This window comes from Burkholderia lata, from assembly GCF_000012945.1.
GTDB lineage: Bacteria > Pseudomonadota > Gammaproteobacteria > Burkholderiales > Burkholderiaceae > Burkholderia > Burkholderia lata.
In genome coordinates, this window is the sequence record NC_007509.1 from 1,307,905 (window position 1) to 1,325,358 (window position 17,454).

The window sequence follows — 17,454 nt, forward strand, 5'->3', positions numbered from 1 at the left end:
CAAGGATGTTCCCGATGAGGTTCAAGCCATTCGCCGCACTGCTGCTGGGCGCGTTCGCGACGATTGCGACAGTTGCGACACCCGGCCACGCCGCGACGTCGGCCAGCGAGCAGACCTGCCGCGCGTGCCACACGCTCGATACGACGAAAGTCGGCCCGCCGTTCCGCGCGATCGCCGCGCACTACCGCAACGATGCCGATGCGATCGCGAAGCTCCAGAAGAGCATGCTCGAAGGCAGCACCGGCAAATGGGGCAGCGCGACGATGCCGCCCAATGCGATTTCGGCCGACGATGCGGCGCGCTTCGCGAAGTGGATCATGTCGCTGAATCAGCCGGCGAAGTAGCCTAGCGATGTGCGGGTACGCGGCGGCGGTAACGACGGCCGCACGCGTCATCCGAGCGCCGGTTCGGCCGACATCGTCCGGTCCGGGTCGTGCGCGTGGCCGGATGCGCCGGCCGCGGGCAGCGTGAGCGTCACGGTCGTGCCCTGCCACGGGGCGCTGCGCACGCTGATTTCGCCGTGGTGCCGGTCCACGACCGCCTTCGCGAACGCCATGCCGAGCCCGACGCCCTTCGTGTCGGGCTGCCCTTTCAGGCGAAAGCGCCGGTAACGCTCGAACAGGCGCGCCTGATCCTCGGCCGCGATCCCGTAGCCGTAATCGCGGATCACGCAGCACACCGACGCGCCGCCGTCCGCCAGTTCGACGCGGCACTCGATGCGCGTATGCGCCGCGCTGTATTCGACCGCGTTCCCCAGCAGATTGACCAGCGCACGCGACAGCAGCGCCGGATCGCCGTGCACGAGCGCGTCGTCGCACGGCGGTACGTCGTCGACCGCGATGTGCTTTTCCCGTGCGCGCAGCCAGATTGCATCGCGTGCCTGATTCATCAGGTCGACCACGTTGACGAGTTCCGATGCGTACTCGCCCGTCTCCGCCCGCGACACCTGCGCGAAACCGTCCGCCATCGCGAGCGTATGACGCGCCAGCCCGTCGATCTCGTGAAGGCGCTCGCGCAGCGTGCAGTCGGGCGGGCAGGCGGCAGGCGCGTTCACGAGCACGATGACCGAGGTGAGCGGCGCGCGCATGTCGTGCGAGAACAGCGTCAGCATGTCGTTGCGCTGCCGCTCGAGCAGCGTGCGATGGACATAGGCGCCGCGCAGCGCGTCCAGTGCATCGTTCACGTGCCCGATCTCGGGGCTCGTGCCCGGAATCCGGACGATCGGCGATACGTCGCCCTCGCTCAACGCGACGATGCGCCGGCTTAGCGCATCGAGTGGTTTCGACAACGTCCGCTGCGTGCCGCGCACGAGCAGCAACAGGATTGCGATGCAACACGCCGCCTCGGCGGCGGACAGCGTCATCCGGACGCGCGCCGCATCGCGCAGCGCCACCGCACGCGCACGCGTGAGGTCGAGCACGTGGTCGCGCAACTGCGCCGGTGCTTCGAGGTCCCGCATGACCCGCGATGCGAAATCCTCGGCGTTCATCGCATAGGCGCCCGTGCGGCCCGCGCGCAGCGTCGCGGCAACCAGCGGCAGGAAGCTGCCGTCCATCGTGTCGTTCAACCGCGCCAGGTCATTCGACAGCATCGCGTCGTCGAGCGGCGGCGCGATCGCGCCGGCGATCAGTGCGCGGAGCTGCACGATGCGCCCGCGCATCTGGAGGATGCGCGCCAGCCGATCGTTGTCGAGCGCCTCGCGCCTGACCAGCGGCGCGACGAACAGCGAGCCGAGCCGGCCCGTATATTCGCGCAGGTCGCCCAGCAGGCGCGCGAGGACCAGCGCGCCGGCCGTTTCCGGATGACGCATCGCCGTACCCGCCATCACGCCGCTGGTCAGCGCCGCCAGATCGTCGGCGGCCGAGAACATGCGGTCCTGCGCGGCCTGCACCTGCCACGTCGCACGCGCCGCCGCAGGCCGCGCAGCGAGCGCGTCGACTTCGCCGCGCGCGCCGGCCAGCTCCGCGCGTATCGACTCGAGCGCGTGCAGCGCCGACCCGCGCTCGGACGCACCGAGCGCCGCCGCCTGCGCGAGATCGTCTCGCAGCGCATCGAGCGCCTGATCCGAACGCGCCCTCGCGTCGCGCACCGCCTGCACCTGCGTCGCGGCATCGCGCCGTCGCAGCGCCAGCCACTGGTTGGCCGGCCAGCGCTCGGCCGAAATCCGGTTCGACGCGATCATCGCGCTTTCGACCAGAGCGAAATCGCGCAGGTCGAGATAGCCCTGCCGGTATTGCCGATAGCTTTCCCGCAGATTCGTCCCGCACGCCACCGCCGTCAGCATCACGACGAGCGCGAAGCCGGCCCGCATCCGCTGCCGGATCGAGAGGCCCCGGAGGTTCACGTTGCCGGCCCGGTGCGCAATGCGCGCGCGAAGCGTTCGCGTTCGCCGCCGTCCGGCGCACAGCCCGAACCGCCGCCGGTCGTTGCGGGCCGCGCGGCACCCGCGTCGGCCGCACCTGCCCCGCTAGACTGCATGCCGTTCTCCCGATGCGCCGCCCGTGGTGGTCGAGCCATCCCGACAGGCGACGACGGCGGTGCGTGCATCCTGCCGCCGAGCGTGACGTGTGTCGGCGGTCGCGCGCTGCGGCGCCGCGACGGCGCGCTTGCCGGCACGCGCCGGCAACCGGCAGGCGACACAGACGGGATGGCGGCGCAATGCGTGACGATAGGTGATGAACGCCGCGCCGCAATCGCGGCACCGGGCGATGTCGAGCACGCCGGCGTCGACGAAGCGCACCAGCATCCACGCACGTGTGAGGTCCAGCGGCAGCGCGCGTGTCAGGTCCAGCGGCAACGCACGACGCGTGGCATCGCCCTGTTCGGCGTACAGCGTATAGGCCTTGACGAGCGCCTCGAGTCGTGGGCAGCCCGCCTGGTTGCGCAAGAAGCGGTAGATGTTGTGGAACAGCGATGCATGAATGTTCGCGAGCCACGTCATGTACCAGTCGATGGACGACGGCAGCAACCCCTTCGGCGCGGCCACGCCGCGCACTTCGCGATACAGGCGCACGAGATGCTCGCGTGGCAGCGCACACTCGATCTCCAGCATCTGCAGCCGCGCGCCGAGCCGGATCAGCGCCGCCGCGTGCATCGTCAGCTGCGCGTCGTCCGCGAGGCCATGCCGCCCGGCCCGGCCGCTCACGATGTTTCCTCGTCTGGAAGCGCGAGGCCGGCCAGCGCCATCGCGGTATGCACGCGCACGAGATCGACCGGCGGCGTCGCGCGGGTCAACGCCGACAGCACGCCGTACCGGCTCGGCCGCAGTGCGCAGATCAGTTGCCCCGCCGACGCAAGATCGTTCATCTGCTTCATCGACAACGCGGCCAGCGCAGCGGCAACGTCAGCAGTCACGCCCAGGCGGAACATGCCCGATGCGCGATCCGACTGCAGCAGTCGCTGCGCAAGCCACAGATAAGACATGTTCAATTCCCACATTGCATCACTGTCGTTGGCAACCTTCATCGTTCACCTCGATTCCTGCGCGATCAGGATCAATGATTCGCCGTCAAATTGCGTGCCGATAATCCGGATATTACGAACCGTTATTTCTTTTGTCTGATGCGAACGTGCGAAATCGATCATGGCGATATGACGCGCATTGCACGCGTGCATCGCGCTGCCACGCAACACGGGCACGGCCGCACGTGTCGCCGTGCGCATTGCAGCGATGCTGCGCGATGCGTCGCACCGCGCGCCCGGGCCAGCCTGCATTGCAAACTGTCGTGATTGAGTCTCGGCGATATTTCGTCGAATGTAAACGCGACGTTAGACGCAAGACAATTGCCGGATAAACACGACTTTAGTATTAAGACTTTCGTCTTGTACAATCCGGTACATTCTTGCCGGGCCGGTCCCGGCTGTCCTTATTTAATCGTCCTCATGAAAATCCTGATCGTCGACGATCACGCCATCCTGCGCGACGGCGTGGAGATGCTGTTGCGCCAGGGTGATGGCGACATGGTCGTCGTCCAGGCAAGCAGCGCCGATGACGCGGTGCGGCTGCTCGACGCGCACGCCGACCTCGACGCGATCGTGCTCGACCTGAAGCTGCAGGGCATGGACGGCCTCGACGCGCTCGCCGTGTTCGCGACGATGCGCCCCGGGCTCCCGGTCATCGTGCTGTCGTCGTCCGAGGATCCCGGCGCCGTGCGTAGTGCGTTCGCGCAGGGTGCGATGGGTTACGTGCCGAAATCCGCCAGCCCGCGCACGCTGCTGTCCGCCATCCGGATCGCACTCAACGGCGAACGCTACGTTCCGCCGCTCGTGCTCGACGACCCCGCGCTGCAGCATCCGGACGGCGCCGCTGCGGCACGCGGTTCGATGCTGACGCAACGCCAGATCGAAGTGCTGCGCTATCTCGCGGAAGGCGTGCCGAACAAGGTCATCGCCGACAAGCTGGGGCTGTCCGAAAAGACCATCAAGGCGCACATCACCGCGATCTTCAAGGCGCTGAACGTCATCAACCGCACCCAGGCCGCGGCGGCCGGCAGGAAGGCCGGTCTCATCTGATCCGGCGCCTGCTCGCGTCGCGACATTGCCTTGCCGGCGCGGAACGCCTAAATTTCCCTCATCTTCCCCGCCCGTTCGAGGAGCGTGCGCATGACGCGTGTCGACGAGACGCCGGAAGCGCCGGCCGACCATGAAGTCCCGTTCGACCTCGCCGCCGACGTGATCGCGCGCTGGCAGCGCCTCGTCGACCTGATGGCGGAAATCGTCGGCGTGCCGGCCGGGCTGATCATGCGCAACGTCGGCCGCGACATCCAGGTGCTGGTGGCGAGCCGCAACACCGGCAATCCGTTCTATCCGGGCGAATCGGCCGAACTGCACGGCTCGGGACTTTACTGCGAAGCGGTCATCGAGAGCGGCGCCACGCTGGTCGTGCCGGATGCGCGGCAATCGGCGCAGTGGCGCAACAATCCGGACCTGCGCGTCAACATGGTCTCGTATCTCGGCCTGCCGATCCGCTGGCCCGACAACACGCCGTTCGGCACGATCTGCCTGCTCGACTGCAAGGAGAATGCGTATTCGGAGCGCTACATCCGGCTCGTCGAGGAATTCCGCGACCAGATCGAGATGCAGTTGCAATTGATCCGCGCGCAGCGGATCGCCGAACGCGAACGCCAGCGCGCCGCGCAGCTGGCCGAGAACTTCCGGCGCCAAAAGGATCTCGCCACCGAGGCCGTGCACGTCAAGTCGAGCTTTCTCGCGGCCGCGAGCCACGACCTGCGCCAGCCCGTCCACGCGTTGAGCCTGTTCGTCGGCGCGTTGCGTCACGTCCCGATGCCGGCCGACGGCACGCTGCTCGTCGATCGCATCGACCAGTCCGTCAACGCGATGGACGCGCTGTTCACCGCGATCCTCGACATCTCGCGGCTCGACGCGGGCGTCGTGCCCGTGCATCGCCGGCCGTTCGCGATCGGCGCGGTGCTGGAGCGCGTATGTCGCGAAGTCGCCGCCGATGCGCACGGGAAAGGCTTGTCGCTGTCATACGTGCGCAGCACCGCAGTCGTCGATTCCGATCCGGTGCTGATCGAGCGCATCGCGCGCAACCTGCTGTCGAATGCGGTGCGCTATACCGACGCCGGGCGCATCGTCGTCGGCTGCAGGCGCACGCACCAGCACGTGCGCCTGCAATTCATCGACACCGGGCGCGGCATTCCGGCCGACCAGCAGGCCCGCGTATTCGACGACTACTACCAGCTGCGCCATCGCGGCAGCGAATCCGAACAGGGCGTGGGCCTCGGGCTGGCGATCGTGCGGCGCCTCGCGGGGCTGCTCGACTGTCCGCTGACGCTGCGCTCCGAACCCGGGCGGGGCTCGTGCTTCGAGCTGCAGCTGGTGCGGCTGGACACGGCCGTGCAGCCGAGCGTCGCCGCCGACGAGATCGCCGTCGACGAGGCCACCGCCGCTGCGCACCTCGTGGTCGTGATCGACGACGAAAGCGCGATTCGCGTCGGCATGTCGATGCTGCTCGAGCGCTGGGGCTACCAGGTCGTCACGGCCGCGTCGGTCGACGACGCGATCGCGTGCCTGGCATCGTGCGACGTCCGGCCGACCCTGCTGATCTGCGACCTGCACCTGCACGGCGACCAGAACGGGATCGGTGCGATCGCGCGGATTCGCGACGAGTACAACACGGCGATTCCCGCGATGCTGATCACGGGCGACACGACCGCGCGACGGCCCGGCCGGCTGAAGCACGGCGGGTTCGTGCTGCTGCACAAGCCGGTGCCGAGCGACAAGCTGCGCGCGGCGATGGCACGCCTGCTGCATGCGCAGGCCCCCGGACAGCCGCGCCGGACCGACGCGGGATAGTCGCCGGCGCGCGGTGTCGCTTTCGCATTCCGCCTGCCAGCCGCATGCGAAAACGGCGGGCATCTGCCCGCCGCCGAGTCTTCGCCCGCGCACCGCCTCAAGCGCGGCGCGCGGGCGGGCCCTCGCTTACTTCAACCGCGTCGCGATTTCATTCGCCATCGCCTTCGTCGCGGCCTTCGTCGGCGCATCCATGGCCAGTGCGTTCAGCAGGCCGAAATCGTGGATGGTGCCGTCGTAGCGCGTGGTCGTCGCGTCGACGCCGGCTGCGTCCAGCTTGCGGCCGTACGCTTCGCCTTCGTCACGCAGCACGTCGAACTGTGCGACCTGGATCAGCGCGGGCGGCAGGCCCTTCAGCTGCGCGGTGCTTGCGCGCAGCGGCGACGCGTAGATCTCGTTGCGTTGCGCTTCGTTCTTCGTATAGGCGTCCCAGAACCACTTCATCATCGGCCGCGTCAGGAAGTGCCCTTGCTGATACGCGTTGTACGACCCCGTGTTGAAGTTGTGGTCCGTCACCGGCCACATCAGCCCCTGGAAGCGGATCGCGGGGCCGCCCTTGTCCTTCGCCATCAGCGCCACCACGGCCGCCATGTTCCCGCCGACGCTGTTGCCGACCACCGCGAGACGGCTGCCGTCGACGCCGATCTCCGCGCCGTGCGCGGCCACCCACTTCGTCGCCGCATACGCCTGGTTGATCGCGACCGGGTAATGCGCTTCCGGCGACGGCGTGTAGTTCACGAACACCGCGACGGCCCCCGATTGCACGACGAGGTCGCGCACGAGGCGTTCATGCGTCGGGAAATCGCCGAGCACCCAGCCGCCGCCGTGAATGAACATGAACACCGGCAGCGTGCCCGTCGCGCCTTGCGGGCGGACGATCGTGACCGGCACGGACAAGCCGTCCTGTTCGATCGTGCGGTTCGACACGTCGATGCCCGACAGGTCGACCTTCGTGCCGTTCTGCGCATCGACCAGCACCTGGCGCGCCTTCGCGGGGCTCAGCGTTTCGAGGCCCGGGCCTTTCTGGCCGTTCAGCGCGGCGAGGAAGGCGCTCGTCGTCGCATCCGGCCGGACGGCTTCGACGCCGGCGCCGGCGCCCGCGGCGAACGCGGTGGTCGTGACGGACAGTGCGGCGGCGACGGCGGCAGCGATCAGCAGCGGCTTGACGATCTTCATGGTGTAACTCCTTGGCTCAATCGGTGAATGACGATGTGACGTTGGGTGATTCGGAATGCGTACGATCAGACGAGCGTGAGCGTGACGTCGATGTTGCCGCGCGTCGCGTTCGAGTACGGGCACACGAGGTGTGCGCGATCGATCAGCGTCTGCGCGACATCGCGATCGAGGCCCGGCAGCGAGATCTTCAGTTCGACTTCGATGCCGAAGCCGTTCGGGATCGCGCCGATGCCGACGCTGCCTTCGATCGCGGCATCCGCGGGCATCGCGATCTTGTCGCGCGCCGCGACGAACTTCATCGCGCCGATGAAGCACGCGCTGTAGCCGGCGGCGAACAGTTGCTCGGGGTTCGCGCCTGCGCCGCCCGCGCCGCCGAGCTCGCGCGGCGTGGTCAGCTTCAGGTCGAGGCCGCTTTCGGGCACCGTCGCACGGCCGTCACGGCCGCCGGTGGCTTTTGCATGGGCGCGGTACAGCACTTTTTCGATCGACATGACAGACTCCTTTTCAATTAATGAGAGAAACAGCCTTCCAACCCGGGACCGCTTGCCGGCTGCCAGGCGGCCGGCTTCGCATTTGTTTATCTACTCATAGATAGATAAACATCCCCAAAAAATGCAGATGGTTGATCCATCTGCCCAAAAAATCTATCTACTACCAGATAGATACCAAAGCCCAACAAAAGGCGGCGAACCGCCTGACTGCTTGCGCCGTCCGTCAGGACCGCGTTTTCCAGACTGCCTCGACATCCTCGAGACGCGCCCGCGTATGGAACAGCCGGCTGGCCAGCACGCTGCCCTGGAACGCCGCATACAACGTGCGCGCGGCCGTGTCGGGCTTGCCGCTGAACTGCAGCGTGCCTTCCTTCGCGCCCTGCGCCAGCAATTCCGCGAGCCAGCTCTCGTTGGCCTTGAAGAACGCCTGCACGGCCTGCCGCACGTTCTCCGGCAACGATTCGATATCGGCTGCCAGCATCCCGCACAGGCAGATCATGTTGCCGTCGCCGAGCGTGCGGCCGAACATCTTCGTGTACAGGCTCAGCTTCACGTCGGCCGGCAGCGCCGGATCGATCGCCCGCATGGCCGAGAGGACGTCGTCGCTGTAGACCGACACCGCTTCCAGTACGAGGTCGTCCTTCGACGGGAAGTAGTAGTGGATGCTCGACGTCTTCACGCCCACCAGGTCGGACAGGTCTCGATAGCTGAAGCCGTTGTAACCGCGCAGCATCATCAGCGTGATCGCGTGGTCGAGAATCTGTTCGCGGACGGTCGGTTTCGTTTCCATGGAGCGAACTTTATCTACTCATAGATAGACAGTCAAGGGGTTTTTTAAGGGCGCGATCTGTGCCCTGCCCGGCGCCCCGTCCGCGCTCGCCGCCCAATGCGCGCGCCCGGTTCGGATAACGCCCGAACCCGGCGTCGCGTGCGCCAAACCGGCACCGCCATGCCTACTGCGACTTCAGCATCCGCTGAATGATCGTCCGCAGCATCGCCCGGTGCGCACGCGGCTTGAATCCCGGCTCGAACACGACGCGGCAGACCGCCCCTTCCGCCAGCGCGAGCACCCACGTCGCGACGAGATCGGGCTTCAGGCTGCCGTCGATCTTCCCTTGCGCGACGCCGCGCTTGATCAGCGCAACCATTCGCCCTTTCACCTGCGCCTCGTTCGCCGCGAACAGCGCGGCGACGTCCGGATTGCGCGTCGCCTCCGCCGCGGTCTCGACGCTGATGCGCGCATAGACGGGATCGCTCGACAATTCCATCAATGCCAGCGCGATCTCCTCGATCGCGGCCAGCGCGTCGTCGGCATCCGCATGCCGCGCGAACAGTTCGGCCATCTCGCGCTGGTCGTCCTGCGCGATCGCCTCGATGATCGCCGCCTTCGTCGGGAAGTAGTGGAACAGGTTGCCGGGGCTCATGCCGGCCGCCTTGCAGATCGCGGCGGTGGACGTTGCATGGAAGCCGTCGCGCGCAAAACAGTCGATCGCGGCATCCAGGATCTGGCGCCGCTTCGCTTCCACTTTTTCAGGGTCGATCTTTCTCAACAGGAACTCCGTGCTCGACGTTTGCTCAAATCTTTATTAGACTGATTAGTCGATCTATTATCGTGGCGACGTCCTGCAGGCGTCAAGGCATCGTTCCCGCATGGGTATGTGCCGCCTGCGACCTCCGCTCACGCCACCGCTCCGAGGGCCTCTTGAAGCGTATCGTCATTGCCGGCATTGCGCTCGTCCTGCTCCTGCTGGCCGCGGTGGGCGCAGTCGTGTTGCGCGGCCTGTCCGATTTCGAGCTGAAGAATGCGGACGTGTCGACGCTCGTATTCCGCGCCGGCGACGCCGACCTCGTCGGCACGCTCGCGCTGCCGGCCCACGCGCCCGATGCGCCGATCGTGCTGCTCGTCCACGGCGACGGGCCGCGCACGCGCTTCTCGGACGACGCGATGCTGCCGCTCGTCAACAGCCTGCTCGACGCCGGGATCGGCGTATTCGCGTGGGACAAGCAGGGCACCGGCCGCAGCGGCGGCGACTGGCTCGCGCAATCGATGCAGGACCGCGCAAACGAAACGATCGCCGCGATGGCGCGCGTGCGCGCCGCCGTCGGTCCCGCGCCCAGGATCGGCCTGCTCGGCTTCTCGCAAGGCGGCTGGGTGATTCCGCGCGTCGCGAATGCGGTGCGGCCCGCATTCTCGGTGATCGTCGGCGGCGCCGTCAGCTGGCGCCGGCAAGGCACCTACCTCACGCGACAGCAGCTCCAGGCAACCGGCCTGCAGCCGGATCGAATCGATGCGACACTGGCCGCCGAGCGACGCGTCAACGACGCGATCTTCGGCCAGGCGGACGTGCCGGCCGATCCGCGTCGCCGCCCCGACATCGAGCCGCGCCGCTTCGGCTTCATCGCGCGCAACTACCTGGAAGATTCATCACAGGCGCTCGCGAGCATGCAGGGGCCCGTGCTGGCCGTGTGGGGCGCGCAGGACCGCAATGTCGATCCGGTCGACGAGGCGAACACTTACACGCACGCGTTCGCGAACCAGCCCCACCGGCGCGTGGTGGTCGTGCCCGATGCAACGCATGCGCTGCTGCGCGCCGGCTGGTTCGACTACCAGCTCGAGTCCGACTGGCCGACGTGGAAGCAGTGGCTGTACACGGCGCTCGGGCGCGATGCGTATGCACCGGGCACGCTCGGCCCGATCGAAGCGTGGATCCGGGCGCAGTGAACACGTGTGCAACGCGCCGACGCCTTCGCAGGCGTCGCGCATGAAACAGGCAATACGGGCCGCGCCGGTCGGCGTGGCCGCATCAAGGAGAGGTTTCAATGTTTTCGTGGTTTGAACGGCGCCTGCCGACTTTCCCGCTCGAAGATCCCGTCACGCCGCCGCGCGGATTCTTCTCGTTCGTCTGGGCGTGCACGAAAGGCGCGCGCAGCTGGATCCTGCTGATCGCGCTGACGTCGGCCGCGCTGGCCGCGTACGAAGCCGCGCTGTTCGCGATGATGGGCCGCGTGGTCGACTGGCTCGCGTCCGCGACGCCGGCCGAGTTCGGCGGCCGGCACTTCGGCACGCTCGTCGGGTTCGCGGCGATCCTCGCCGGCAGTACGCTGCTGATTGCGCTGCATACGATGGTCAAGCACCAGGTGCTGGCGATCAACTTCCCGATGCGGCTGCGCTGGCTGTTTCACCGGCTGATGCTCGACCAGAGCCTGTCGTTCTACGCGAACGAATTCGCCGGCCGCGTGACGACCAAGATCATGCAGACCGCGCTCGCGGTGCGCGATGCGCTGTTCATGTCGGTCGACGTCGTGATCGGCGTCGCCGCGTACCTGATCGGCATCCTCGCGCTCGCGGCCAGCTTCGACTGGCGGCTGATGATCCCGCTCGCGCTGTGGGCGCTCGGCTACGGCCTGGCATGCGCGTATTTCGTACCGCGCCTCGGTGCCGTCGGCAGCCGCCAGGCCGATGCGCGCGCGCTGATGACGGGCCGCATCACCGACGCGTATTCGAACATCACGACCGTGAAGCTGTTCTCGCACACGCGGCGCGAAGCCGACCACGCGCGCCGCGCGATGGAGGCGTTCAAGGCGACCGGCGACGCGCAGATGCGGCTCGTCAGCGCGTTCGAGGTCGTCAACCACCTGCTGTCGACGCTGCTGCTGGTCGGCTCGACCGGCCTCGCGCTGGTTCTGTGGATGCACGGCGAAGTGAGCGCGGGCGTCGTCGCGGCGGTGATCGCGATGGCGCTGCGCCTGTCGAGCTATTCGCACTGGATCATGTGGGAGATGACCGAGCTGTTCGAGAACGTCGGCACGATCCAGGACGGCATCAACACGCTGACGAAAGTACACAGCGTGGTCGACGCGCCCGATGCGAAGCCGCTTGCGGTGCAGCGCGGCGGGATCGTGTTCGACAACGTGCAGTTCGCGCACGAGGACAACGACCGCGCGGTGTTCGACGGGCTGAACCTGACGATTCGGCCCGGCGAGCGGATCGGCCTGATCGGCCGTTCCGGCGCCGGCAAGTCGACGCTCGTGAACCTGCTGCTGCGCTTCTACGACGTGGGCGGCGGCACGATCCGGATCGACGGGCAGGACATCGCGCACGTGACGCAGGACAGCCTGCGCAGCGCGATCGGGATGGTCACGCAGGATACGTCGCTGCTGCACCGGACGATGCGCGAGAACCTGCTGTACGGGCGCCCGGACGCGACCGAGCGCGAGATGCACGACGCGGCCGTGCGCGCGGAAGCGTCCGAGTTCATCGACCGGCTGCGCGATCGTCACGGCCGCAGCGGTTACGACGTCGAGGTCGGCGAGCGCGGCGTGAAGCTGTCGGGCGGCCAGCGGCAGCGCGTCGCGATCGCGCGCGTGATGCTCAAGGACGCACCGATCCTCGTGCTCGACGAGGCAACCAGTGCGCTCGATTCCGAAGTCGAAGTCGCGATCCAGCGCAGCCTCGACGGCCTGATGCACGGCAAGACGGTGATCGCGATCGCACACCGGCTGTCGACCATCGCGGCGATGGACCGGCTGATCGTGCTCGACGAAGGGCGCATCGTCGAAGAAGGCACGCACCAGCAGCTGCTGCAGGCCGGCGGCATTTATGCGGCGCTGTGGACGCACCAGAGCGGCGGGTTCCTCGGTGAAACGCCGGATGTGGAGAAGGCGGAGCAGTAAGCCGCCCATCCGGATGCGTGCGACGCGCGGCCTCATTGGCCTGGCCGCGCGTCGCGCACGACATTACAACCGCACGACCGTCGACTTCAGTTCGGTGTACTTGTCGAGCGCATGCAGCGACTTGTCGCGGCCGTTACCCGACAGCTTGTAACCGCCGAACGGGAAGTTCATGTCGTCGCTGCCGTCGCCATAGCAGTTGACCCACACGGTGCCCGCTCGCAGCCGTCTTGCCACCGCATGCGCGGTCGAGAGATCGGCCGACCAGACGGCGGCGGCCAGCCCATACTCGGTGTCGTTGGCGATCCGCACGGCCTCGTCGACTTCGTCGAACACGATCACCGACAACACCGGCCCGAAGATCTCCTCGCGCGCGATCTTCGCGTCGGGCTTCACCTCGAACACCGTCGGCTCGACATAGAACCCGCCCGTCTCCTCGCGCACGCGCGCGCCGCCCGTGACGAGCTTGCCTTCGTCGCGCCCGGCCCCGATATATCCCATCACGCGATCGAGCTGCGTGCGATCGACGATCGCCCCCATCGTCACCGACGGATCGAGCGGATGCCCGGGCGCGAAACGCCGCGACGCATCGACCAGCTTCGCGACGAATGCGTCCTTGATGTCGCGATGCACGAGCAGGCGCGAGCCGGCCGTGCACACTTCGCCCATGTTGAAGAAAATCGCGTCGGCGGCCGCCTGCGCGGCGCGGTCGAGATCGGGGCAATCGCGCAGCACGATGTTCGGCGACTTGCCGCCGAGTTCGAGCCACACGCGCTTCAGGTTCGACTGCGCGGCACACGCCATGATCTGCTGCCCCGTGCGCGTCGACCCCGTAAACGCAATGCAGTCCACGTCGCGATGCAGCGCAAGCGCCTTGCCCGGCTCCGCGCCGCCCGGCACGACACTGAACACGCCCGGCGGCACGCCCGCGTCGCACGCGAGCTGCGCCACGCGAATCGCGGTGAGCGGCGATTTCTCCGATGGCTTGAGCACGACGCTGTTGCCGGCCGCGAGCGCCGGCGCGAATTTCCACGCGGCCATCAACAGCGGGAAATTCCACGGCACGACGGCCGCGACGACGCCGATCGGCTCGCGCGTGACGAGCCCGACCAGATGATGGTCGACCGGCGCGACTTCGCCGCCGACCTTGTCGATCGCCTCCGCATACCAGTCGACGCAATGCGCGGCGGCCGGCACGTCGATCGCCGTGGTATCGGCGATCGGCTTGCCGGTGTCGAGCGTCTCGAGCAGCGCGAGCTCGTCGAGATGCTCGCGCATCAGCGCGGCCCAGCGCTGCAGCACCGCCTTGCGGGTGCGCGGGTTCATGCCAGCCCAGCTCCGGGCGTCGAACGCGCGGCGTGCGGCCGCCACCGCGAGGTCGACGTCGTCGGCGCCGCAATCGGCCACGTGCGCGAGCACGCAACCGTCGATCGGGCTCACGCAGGCGAAGGTCGCGCCGGTGTGCGCGTGGCGCGCGTCGCCGTCGATGAACGCGCGCCCTTCGACCCGCAACACGGCCGCGCGGGCCTGCCAGTCTTCGAATGTCGGTTGATTCATGCGTTTCCTCGTGAAAAGTTGCGGATCACGACCCGGTGACCGGATCGATCGGCGTGAAGATGCCCGCGCGTGCCTCGATCGCTTCGCCCGCGGCGAGACACAGCGCTTCCTGGAAGCGTCCGGCGACGAGCTGCACGCCGGTCGGCACGCCATCGCGAATGCCGGTCGGCACCGACAGCCCCGGCAACCCGAGCAGCGCGGTCGCGAGCAGCGGCCCCTGCCGCTCGACGATCGCGCGCATCGCGTCGTCGCCGTGCTGATCCGCGTCGATCGCGAACGGCTGCGCGCACGACACCGGCATCAGCAGCAGCGGATAGCGTACGAAGAACTGCTGCCAGTCGCGCAGCAGCGCGGTGCGCCGCGCGAGGCCGTTCATGTAGCCCTCGAGGTCGAGCGGCGTCGCGAGACGGCGCTGGCTTGCGAATGCGGTGCGGATCGACGCGTCGCCATGCTGCATGATCACGTCGCCGAGGCCGCTGCGTGCTTCGTTGGTCACCAGGTCAAGCCACAGATCGCACGCCTCGGCGATCCGCGGCGGCGCCACTTCCTCGACGATGCAGCCGGCTTCTTCAAGCCAGCGCGCGGCCTGCCGGATCGCATCGACCACCACCGGATCGGACGGCACGCCGGGCAGCGCCGTGCACACGGCCACACGCGCGGGGAACGCGGCTTCGTGTGCATCCGGCGCGACCGGCATCCACCATGCGTCGCGCGCGTCGCCTGCCGCCATCGCGTCGAGCGCGAGCCGCAGGTCGCCGACCGTGCGTGCGAGCGGGCCCTGGACGGATGCGAGCTGCACCGCAAGCGTGCGGTCCTTCGACTGCGTCGGGTTGTACGCCGGCACGCGCCCGGTGCTGGGCCGCAGCCCGGCGACGCCGCATGCGTAGGCCGGGTAGCGGATCGAGCCGCCCAGGTCGTTGCCGTGCGCGATCGCGCCGATCCCGGCGGCCACGGCCGCGGCTGCGCCGCCGCTGGAACCGCCCGGCGTCAGCGACGGATCCCACGGATTCGACGTGCGGCCGTGCAGGTCGTTGTCCGTGAACCAGCGATACGAAAACGCCGGCGCATTGCTGCGCCCGATCACGATCGCGCCGGCCTTGCGCAGGTTCGCGGTCACCGGGCTGTCCTCGTGCGCGATCAGGTCCGAAAACGCGCGCACGCCGTTGGTCGTCGCGTATCCGGCCGTGTCGACGTTGATCTTCACGGTCAACGGCACGCCGTGCAGCGGGCCGACCGGTGCGCCGCGCGCGATCGCGGCGTCGGCATCGGAAGCGCCCTGCAACGCGCTGTCGGCCATCACGTCGACGATCGCGTTGATGCGGGGGTTCACCGCGTCAAGCCGCTGCAGGCAGCTGCGCGTGAGTTCGGTGGCCGACACGTCGCGACGCGCGACGCGTTCGGCCATCTCGGCCGCGCTGAGACGCCACAATTCCTGGGTCATGGGTTACTCCTCGTTGATCTCGATGGTTGTCCTGAACCGGCCGCGCGTTACGCGCCCGGCTGTGCGGCCTGCGGTGCGTGCGACGCATAGATCTTGCGGCACGTTTCGACGACTTCCCACGTGCCGCGAAAGCCCGGCGGAATCACGAACCGGTCGCCCGCGCGCAGCACGCGCTCGCGACCATCCGCATCGCGCACGATCGCGACGCCACTCAGCATCTCGCAATACTCCGACTCGTCGTACTCGATCGTCCAGCGGCCGGGCGTGCATTCCCAGATTCCGCAGCTGAACTGCCCGCACGGGCTGATGTAGTGATGCGACAGCGTCTGCAACGGATTGCCGTCGAGCAGCAGCCCGCTCGGCACGCGGCTCTGCGTGAGCTTCGCCGGTGCCCGCATCAGGTCGACGACATTCGTGATGTTGGTCATGATTGCCTCCAGGGCATGAGTAATTCGAAACGTTTCAGTGCCGCGCGGCCGGACGAGCCGCCCCGCGCGGGTCAGAGCAGGTCCATCATCCGGTGCCAGGTCATCGCGAGCGCCAGCATCGACGTGCGCAGCGCGCGCCCGCCCGGAAAGTCGCGATGGCGAATCCGGCCGAACAGGTCGAAGCGCGCGGCCTGTGCATCGATCGCTTCCGCGATCAGCCGCCCCGCGAGGCCCGTCACGTTGACGCCGTGCCCGGAAAAGCCCTGCGCGAAATACACGGTCGGCTCGAGCCGGCCGAAATGCGGCGCGCGATTCATCGTCGCGTCGATCAGCCCGCCCCACGCGTAGTCGATCCGCACATCGGCCAGCTGCGGGAACGTCTTCAGCATGTCGCGCCGCATCGCGGCCGCGAGGTCGCGCGGCGTGTTCGTCGAACTGCTGGCCTTGCCGCCCCACAGCAGCCGGCGGTCGCGCGTCAGCCTGAAATAGTCGAGCGCCGAATTGGTGTCGCAGATCGCCGCATCGGCCGGCATCGTCTCGGCCGCGCGCGCGTCGCCGAGCGGCTCCGTCGCGATCAGGTACGTCGCGACCGGAATGATCTTGCGCGCGAGCGCCGGCGCCAGCTGCCCCAGGTATGCATTGCAGGCCAGCACGACATGACGGGCATCCACGTGTCCGCGTGCGCACGTCACGCGGTGATTCGGCGCGGCGCGATCGAGCGAAATCGCGGGTGTGTCCTCGTGGATCGTCACGCCGGCTTCGCGCGCCGCCCGCGCGAGGCCGAGCGTGTAGTTCAGCGGATGCAGATGGCCACTGCCTTCGTAGCGGAGGCCGCCGACGTAGCGGTCCGACGCGACGAAGCGATGCATGTCGGCACGCTCGATGAATTCGTAGCCGCGATAGCCGAAGCGGCTCGCCGCGGTATCGCGCCACGCACGCAGCCCATCGAGATGGCGCGGCTTGTTCGCGGCCGTCACGAAGCCGGAGGTCAGGTCGCAATCGATGCCGTACCGCTCGACCCGTTGCCGGACGATCTCGACCGACTCCAGCCCCATCGCCCAGACGCGCCGCACGTCGTCTTCCGGCAGGTAGGCCGAGAACGTATCGATGTCGCACGCGTACCCGGCGATCAGCTGGCCGCCGTTGCGCCCGCTCGCGCCCCAGCCGATCCTCGACGCTTCGACGAGCACGACCGAATGGCCGCGCTCGGCGAGCTCGAGTGCCGCGGACAGGCCCGTGAGCCCGCCGCCGATCACGCAGACGTCGGCCGTCACGGCCCCGTCGAGCGACGGATGCCGCGCGCGGTTGTTGGCCGTCACTGCATAGTAGGACTGAACATGTTGCTGGTTTTCGAACTTGAGCATGTGCAAGACTC

At 68.0% G+C, this 17,454-nt stretch carries 18 protein-coding genes; 5 read left to right on the forward strand and 13 right to left on the reverse strand.

Annotation, left to right across the window (positions count from 1 at the left end):
• The first annotated feature begins 14 nt into the window (after positions 1-14).
• Entirely contained in the window at positions 15-344 is a 330-nt protein-coding gene (locus BCEP18194_RS05555) for a c-type cytochrome (protein WP_157687128.1), read from the forward strand.
• A 47-nt stretch (positions 345-391) separates the two neighbouring features.
• Here BCEP18194_RS05555 and BCEP18194_RS05560 read toward each other — a convergent pair whose 3' ends face one another.
• Genes BCEP18194_RS05560 through BCEP18194_RS05575 form a run of 5 tightly spaced genes read right to left on the reverse strand, consistent with a single transcriptional unit; the run spans position 392 to position 3,714 of the window.
• On the reverse strand, positions 392-2,344 hold the full coding sequence (locus tag BCEP18194_RS05560; protein ID WP_244272805.1) for a sensor histidine kinase: 1,953 nt from the start codon (positions 2,342-2,344) through the stop codon (positions 392-394).
• Positions 2,341-2,478, reverse strand: coding sequence for a hypothetical protein (locus BCEP18194_RS41085; protein WP_157687129.1), 138 nt, complete (start codon positions 2,476-2,478; stop codon positions 2,341-2,343). The genes BCEP18194_RS05560 and BCEP18194_RS41085 overlap by 4 nt, the downstream gene beginning before the upstream one ends.
• The gene (locus BCEP18194_RS05565) at positions 2,468-3,145 is read right to left on the reverse strand and encodes a FlhC family transcriptional regulator (protein ID WP_011350350.1); all 678 of its coding nucleotides are present in this window, start codon (positions 3,143-3,145) and stop codon (positions 2,468-2,470) included. Before BCEP18194_RS05565 ends, BCEP18194_RS41085 begins: the two co-directional genes overlap by 11 nt.
• A complete protein-coding gene (locus tag BCEP18194_RS05570; RefSeq protein ID WP_041492522.1) occupies positions 3,142-3,465 on the reverse strand; it encodes a flagellar transcriptional regulator FlhD in 324 nt (107 codons plus the stop codon). The genes BCEP18194_RS05565 and BCEP18194_RS05570 overlap by 4 nt, the downstream gene beginning before the upstream one ends.
• A 3-nt stretch (positions 3,466-3,468) precedes the next feature.
• Complete coding sequence (locus BCEP18194_RS05575; protein WP_011350352.1) at positions 3,469-3,714, reverse strand: hypothetical protein; 246 nt, start codon at positions 3,712-3,714, stop codon at positions 3,469-3,471.
• Positions 3,715-3,882: 168 nt separating this feature from the next.
• Between BCEP18194_RS05575 and BCEP18194_RS05580 the strand changes: the two genes are divergently transcribed.
• Both BCEP18194_RS05580 and BCEP18194_RS05585 read left to right on the forward strand, forming a co-directional pair.
• Positions 3,883-4,512, forward strand: a complete 630-nt coding sequence (locus tag BCEP18194_RS05580) for a response regulator (protein ID WP_011350353.1) — start codon at positions 3,883-3,885, stop codon at positions 4,510-4,512.
• 90 nt (positions 4,513-4,602) lie between these two features.
• The gene (locus BCEP18194_RS05585) at positions 4,603-6,318 is read left to right on the forward strand and encodes a hybrid sensor histidine kinase/response regulator (RefSeq protein ID WP_011350354.1); all 1,716 of its coding nucleotides are present in this window, start codon (positions 4,603-4,605) and stop codon (positions 6,316-6,318) included.
• 126 nt (positions 6,319-6,444) lie between these two features.
• On the opposite strand, the gene BCEP18194_RS05590 is transcribed toward BCEP18194_RS05585, so the two are convergent.
• The 4 genes from BCEP18194_RS05590 to BCEP18194_RS05605 form a co-directional block, all read right to left on the reverse strand.
• A complete protein-coding gene (locus BCEP18194_RS05590) occupies positions 6,445-7,491 on the reverse strand; it encodes an alpha/beta hydrolase (protein WP_011350355.1) in 1,047 nt (348 codons plus the stop codon).
• A gap of 65 nt (positions 7,492-7,556) precedes the next feature.
• Complete coding sequence (locus BCEP18194_RS05595) at positions 7,557-7,982, reverse strand: organic hydroperoxide resistance protein (protein ID WP_011350356.1); 426 nt, start codon at positions 7,980-7,982, stop codon at positions 7,557-7,559.
• A gap of 223 nt (positions 7,983-8,205) precedes the next feature.
• Positions 8,206-8,772, reverse strand: a complete 567-nt coding sequence (locus BCEP18194_RS05600; RefSeq protein WP_011350357.1) for a TetR/AcrR family transcriptional regulator — start codon at positions 8,770-8,772, stop codon at positions 8,206-8,208.
• Between the two features lie 163 nt (positions 8,773-8,935).
• The gene (locus BCEP18194_RS05605; protein ID WP_011350358.1) at positions 8,936-9,532 is read right to left on the reverse strand and encodes a TetR/AcrR family transcriptional regulator; all 597 of its coding nucleotides are present in this window, start codon (positions 9,530-9,532) and stop codon (positions 8,936-8,938) included.
• Between the two features lie 152 nt (positions 9,533-9,684).
• On the opposite strand from BCEP18194_RS05605, the gene BCEP18194_RS05610 reads away from it, so the two are divergent.
• Together BCEP18194_RS05610 and BCEP18194_RS05615 are read left to right on the forward strand one after the other, a co-directional pair.
• Positions 9,685-10,704, forward strand: a complete 1,020-nt coding sequence (locus tag BCEP18194_RS05610) for an alpha/beta hydrolase family protein (protein ID WP_011350359.1) — start codon at positions 9,685-9,687, stop codon at positions 10,702-10,704.
• 98 nt (positions 10,705-10,802) lie between these two features.
• Positions 10,803-12,656 (forward strand): ABC transporter ATP-binding protein, encoded by a 1,854-nt coding sequence (locus BCEP18194_RS05615; protein ID WP_011350360.1) that lies wholly within the window; start codon positions 10,803-10,805, stop codon positions 12,654-12,656.
• 63 nt (positions 12,657-12,719) lie between these two features.
• Here BCEP18194_RS05615 and BCEP18194_RS05620 read toward each other — a convergent pair whose 3' ends face one another.
• The 4 genes from BCEP18194_RS05620 to BCEP18194_RS05635 form a co-directional block, all read right to left on the reverse strand.
• A complete protein-coding gene (locus tag BCEP18194_RS05620; protein WP_011350361.1) occupies positions 12,720-14,210 on the reverse strand; it encodes an aldehyde dehydrogenase in 1,491 nt (496 codons plus the stop codon).
• 25 nt (positions 14,211-14,235) lie between these two features.
• A complete protein-coding gene (locus BCEP18194_RS05625; protein WP_011350362.1) occupies positions 14,236-15,651 on the reverse strand; it encodes an amidase family protein in 1,416 nt (471 codons plus the stop codon).
• Between the two features lie 47 nt (positions 15,652-15,698).
• Positions 15,699-16,079 (reverse strand): cupin domain-containing protein, encoded by a 381-nt coding sequence (locus BCEP18194_RS05630; protein ID WP_011350363.1) that lies wholly within the window; start codon positions 16,077-16,079, stop codon positions 15,699-15,701.
• A gap of 71 nt (positions 16,080-16,150) precedes the next feature.
• Positions 16,151-17,443: an NAD(P)/FAD-dependent oxidoreductase gene (locus tag BCEP18194_RS05635; RefSeq protein ID WP_011350364.1), complete on the reverse strand. Its 1,293-nt coding sequence runs from the start codon at positions 17,441-17,443 to the stop codon at positions 16,151-16,153.
• Positions 17,444-17,454 lie beyond the last annotated feature (11 nt).

Bases quoted from the DNA above. Each gene is read 5' to 3' on its own strand.
- BCEP18194_RS05555 (WP_157687128.1), top strand. From the start codon at position 15: ATGAGGTTCAAGCCATTCGCCGCACTGCTGCTGGGCGCGTTCGCGACG.
- BCEP18194_RS41085 (WP_157687129.1), bottom strand. From the start codon at position 2,478: ATGCAGTCTAGCGGGGCAGGTGCGGCCGACGCGGGTGCCGCGCGGCCC.
- BCEP18194_RS05570 (WP_041492522.1), bottom strand. From the start codon at position 3,465: ATGAAGGTTGCCAACGACAGTGATGCAATGTGGGAATTGAACATGTCT.
- BCEP18194_RS05575 (WP_011350352.1), bottom strand. From the start codon at position 3,714: ATGCAGGCTGGCCCGGGCGCGCGGTGCGACGCATCGCGCAGCATCGCT.
- BCEP18194_RS05580 (WP_011350353.1), top strand. From the start codon at position 3,883: ATGAAAATCCTGATCGTCGACGATCACGCCATCCTGCGCGACGGCGTG.
- BCEP18194_RS05585 (WP_011350354.1), top strand. From the start codon at position 4,603: ATGACGCGTGTCGACGAGACGCCGGAAGCGCCGGCCGACCATGAAGTC.
- BCEP18194_RS05590 (WP_011350355.1), bottom strand. From the start codon at position 7,491: ATGAAGATCGTCAAGCCGCTGCTGATCGCTGCCGCCGTCGCCGCCGCA.
- BCEP18194_RS05595 (WP_011350356.1), bottom strand. From the start codon at position 7,982: ATGTCGATCGAAAAAGTGCTGTACCGCGCCCATGCAAAAGCCACCGGC.
- BCEP18194_RS05600 (WP_011350357.1), bottom strand. From the start codon at position 8,772: ATGGAAACGAAACCGACCGTCCGCGAACAGATTCTCGACCACGCGATC.
- BCEP18194_RS05615 (WP_011350360.1), top strand. From the start codon at position 10,803: ATGTTTTCGTGGTTTGAACGGCGCCTGCCGACTTTCCCGCTCGAAGAT.
- BCEP18194_RS05620 (WP_011350361.1), bottom strand. From the start codon at position 14,210: ATGAATCAACCGACATTCGAAGACTGGCAGGCCCGCGCGGCCGTGTTG.
- BCEP18194_RS05625 (WP_011350362.1), bottom strand. From the start codon at position 15,651: ATGACCCAGGAATTGTGGCGTCTCAGCGCGGCCGAGATGGCCGAACGC.
- BCEP18194_RS05630 (WP_011350363.1), bottom strand. From the start codon at position 16,079: ATGACCAACATCACGAATGTCGTCGACCTGATGCGGGCACCGGCGAAG.
- BCEP18194_RS05635 (WP_011350364.1), bottom strand. From the start codon at position 17,443: ATGCTCAAGTTCGAAAACCAGCAACATGTTCAGTCCTACTATGCAGTG.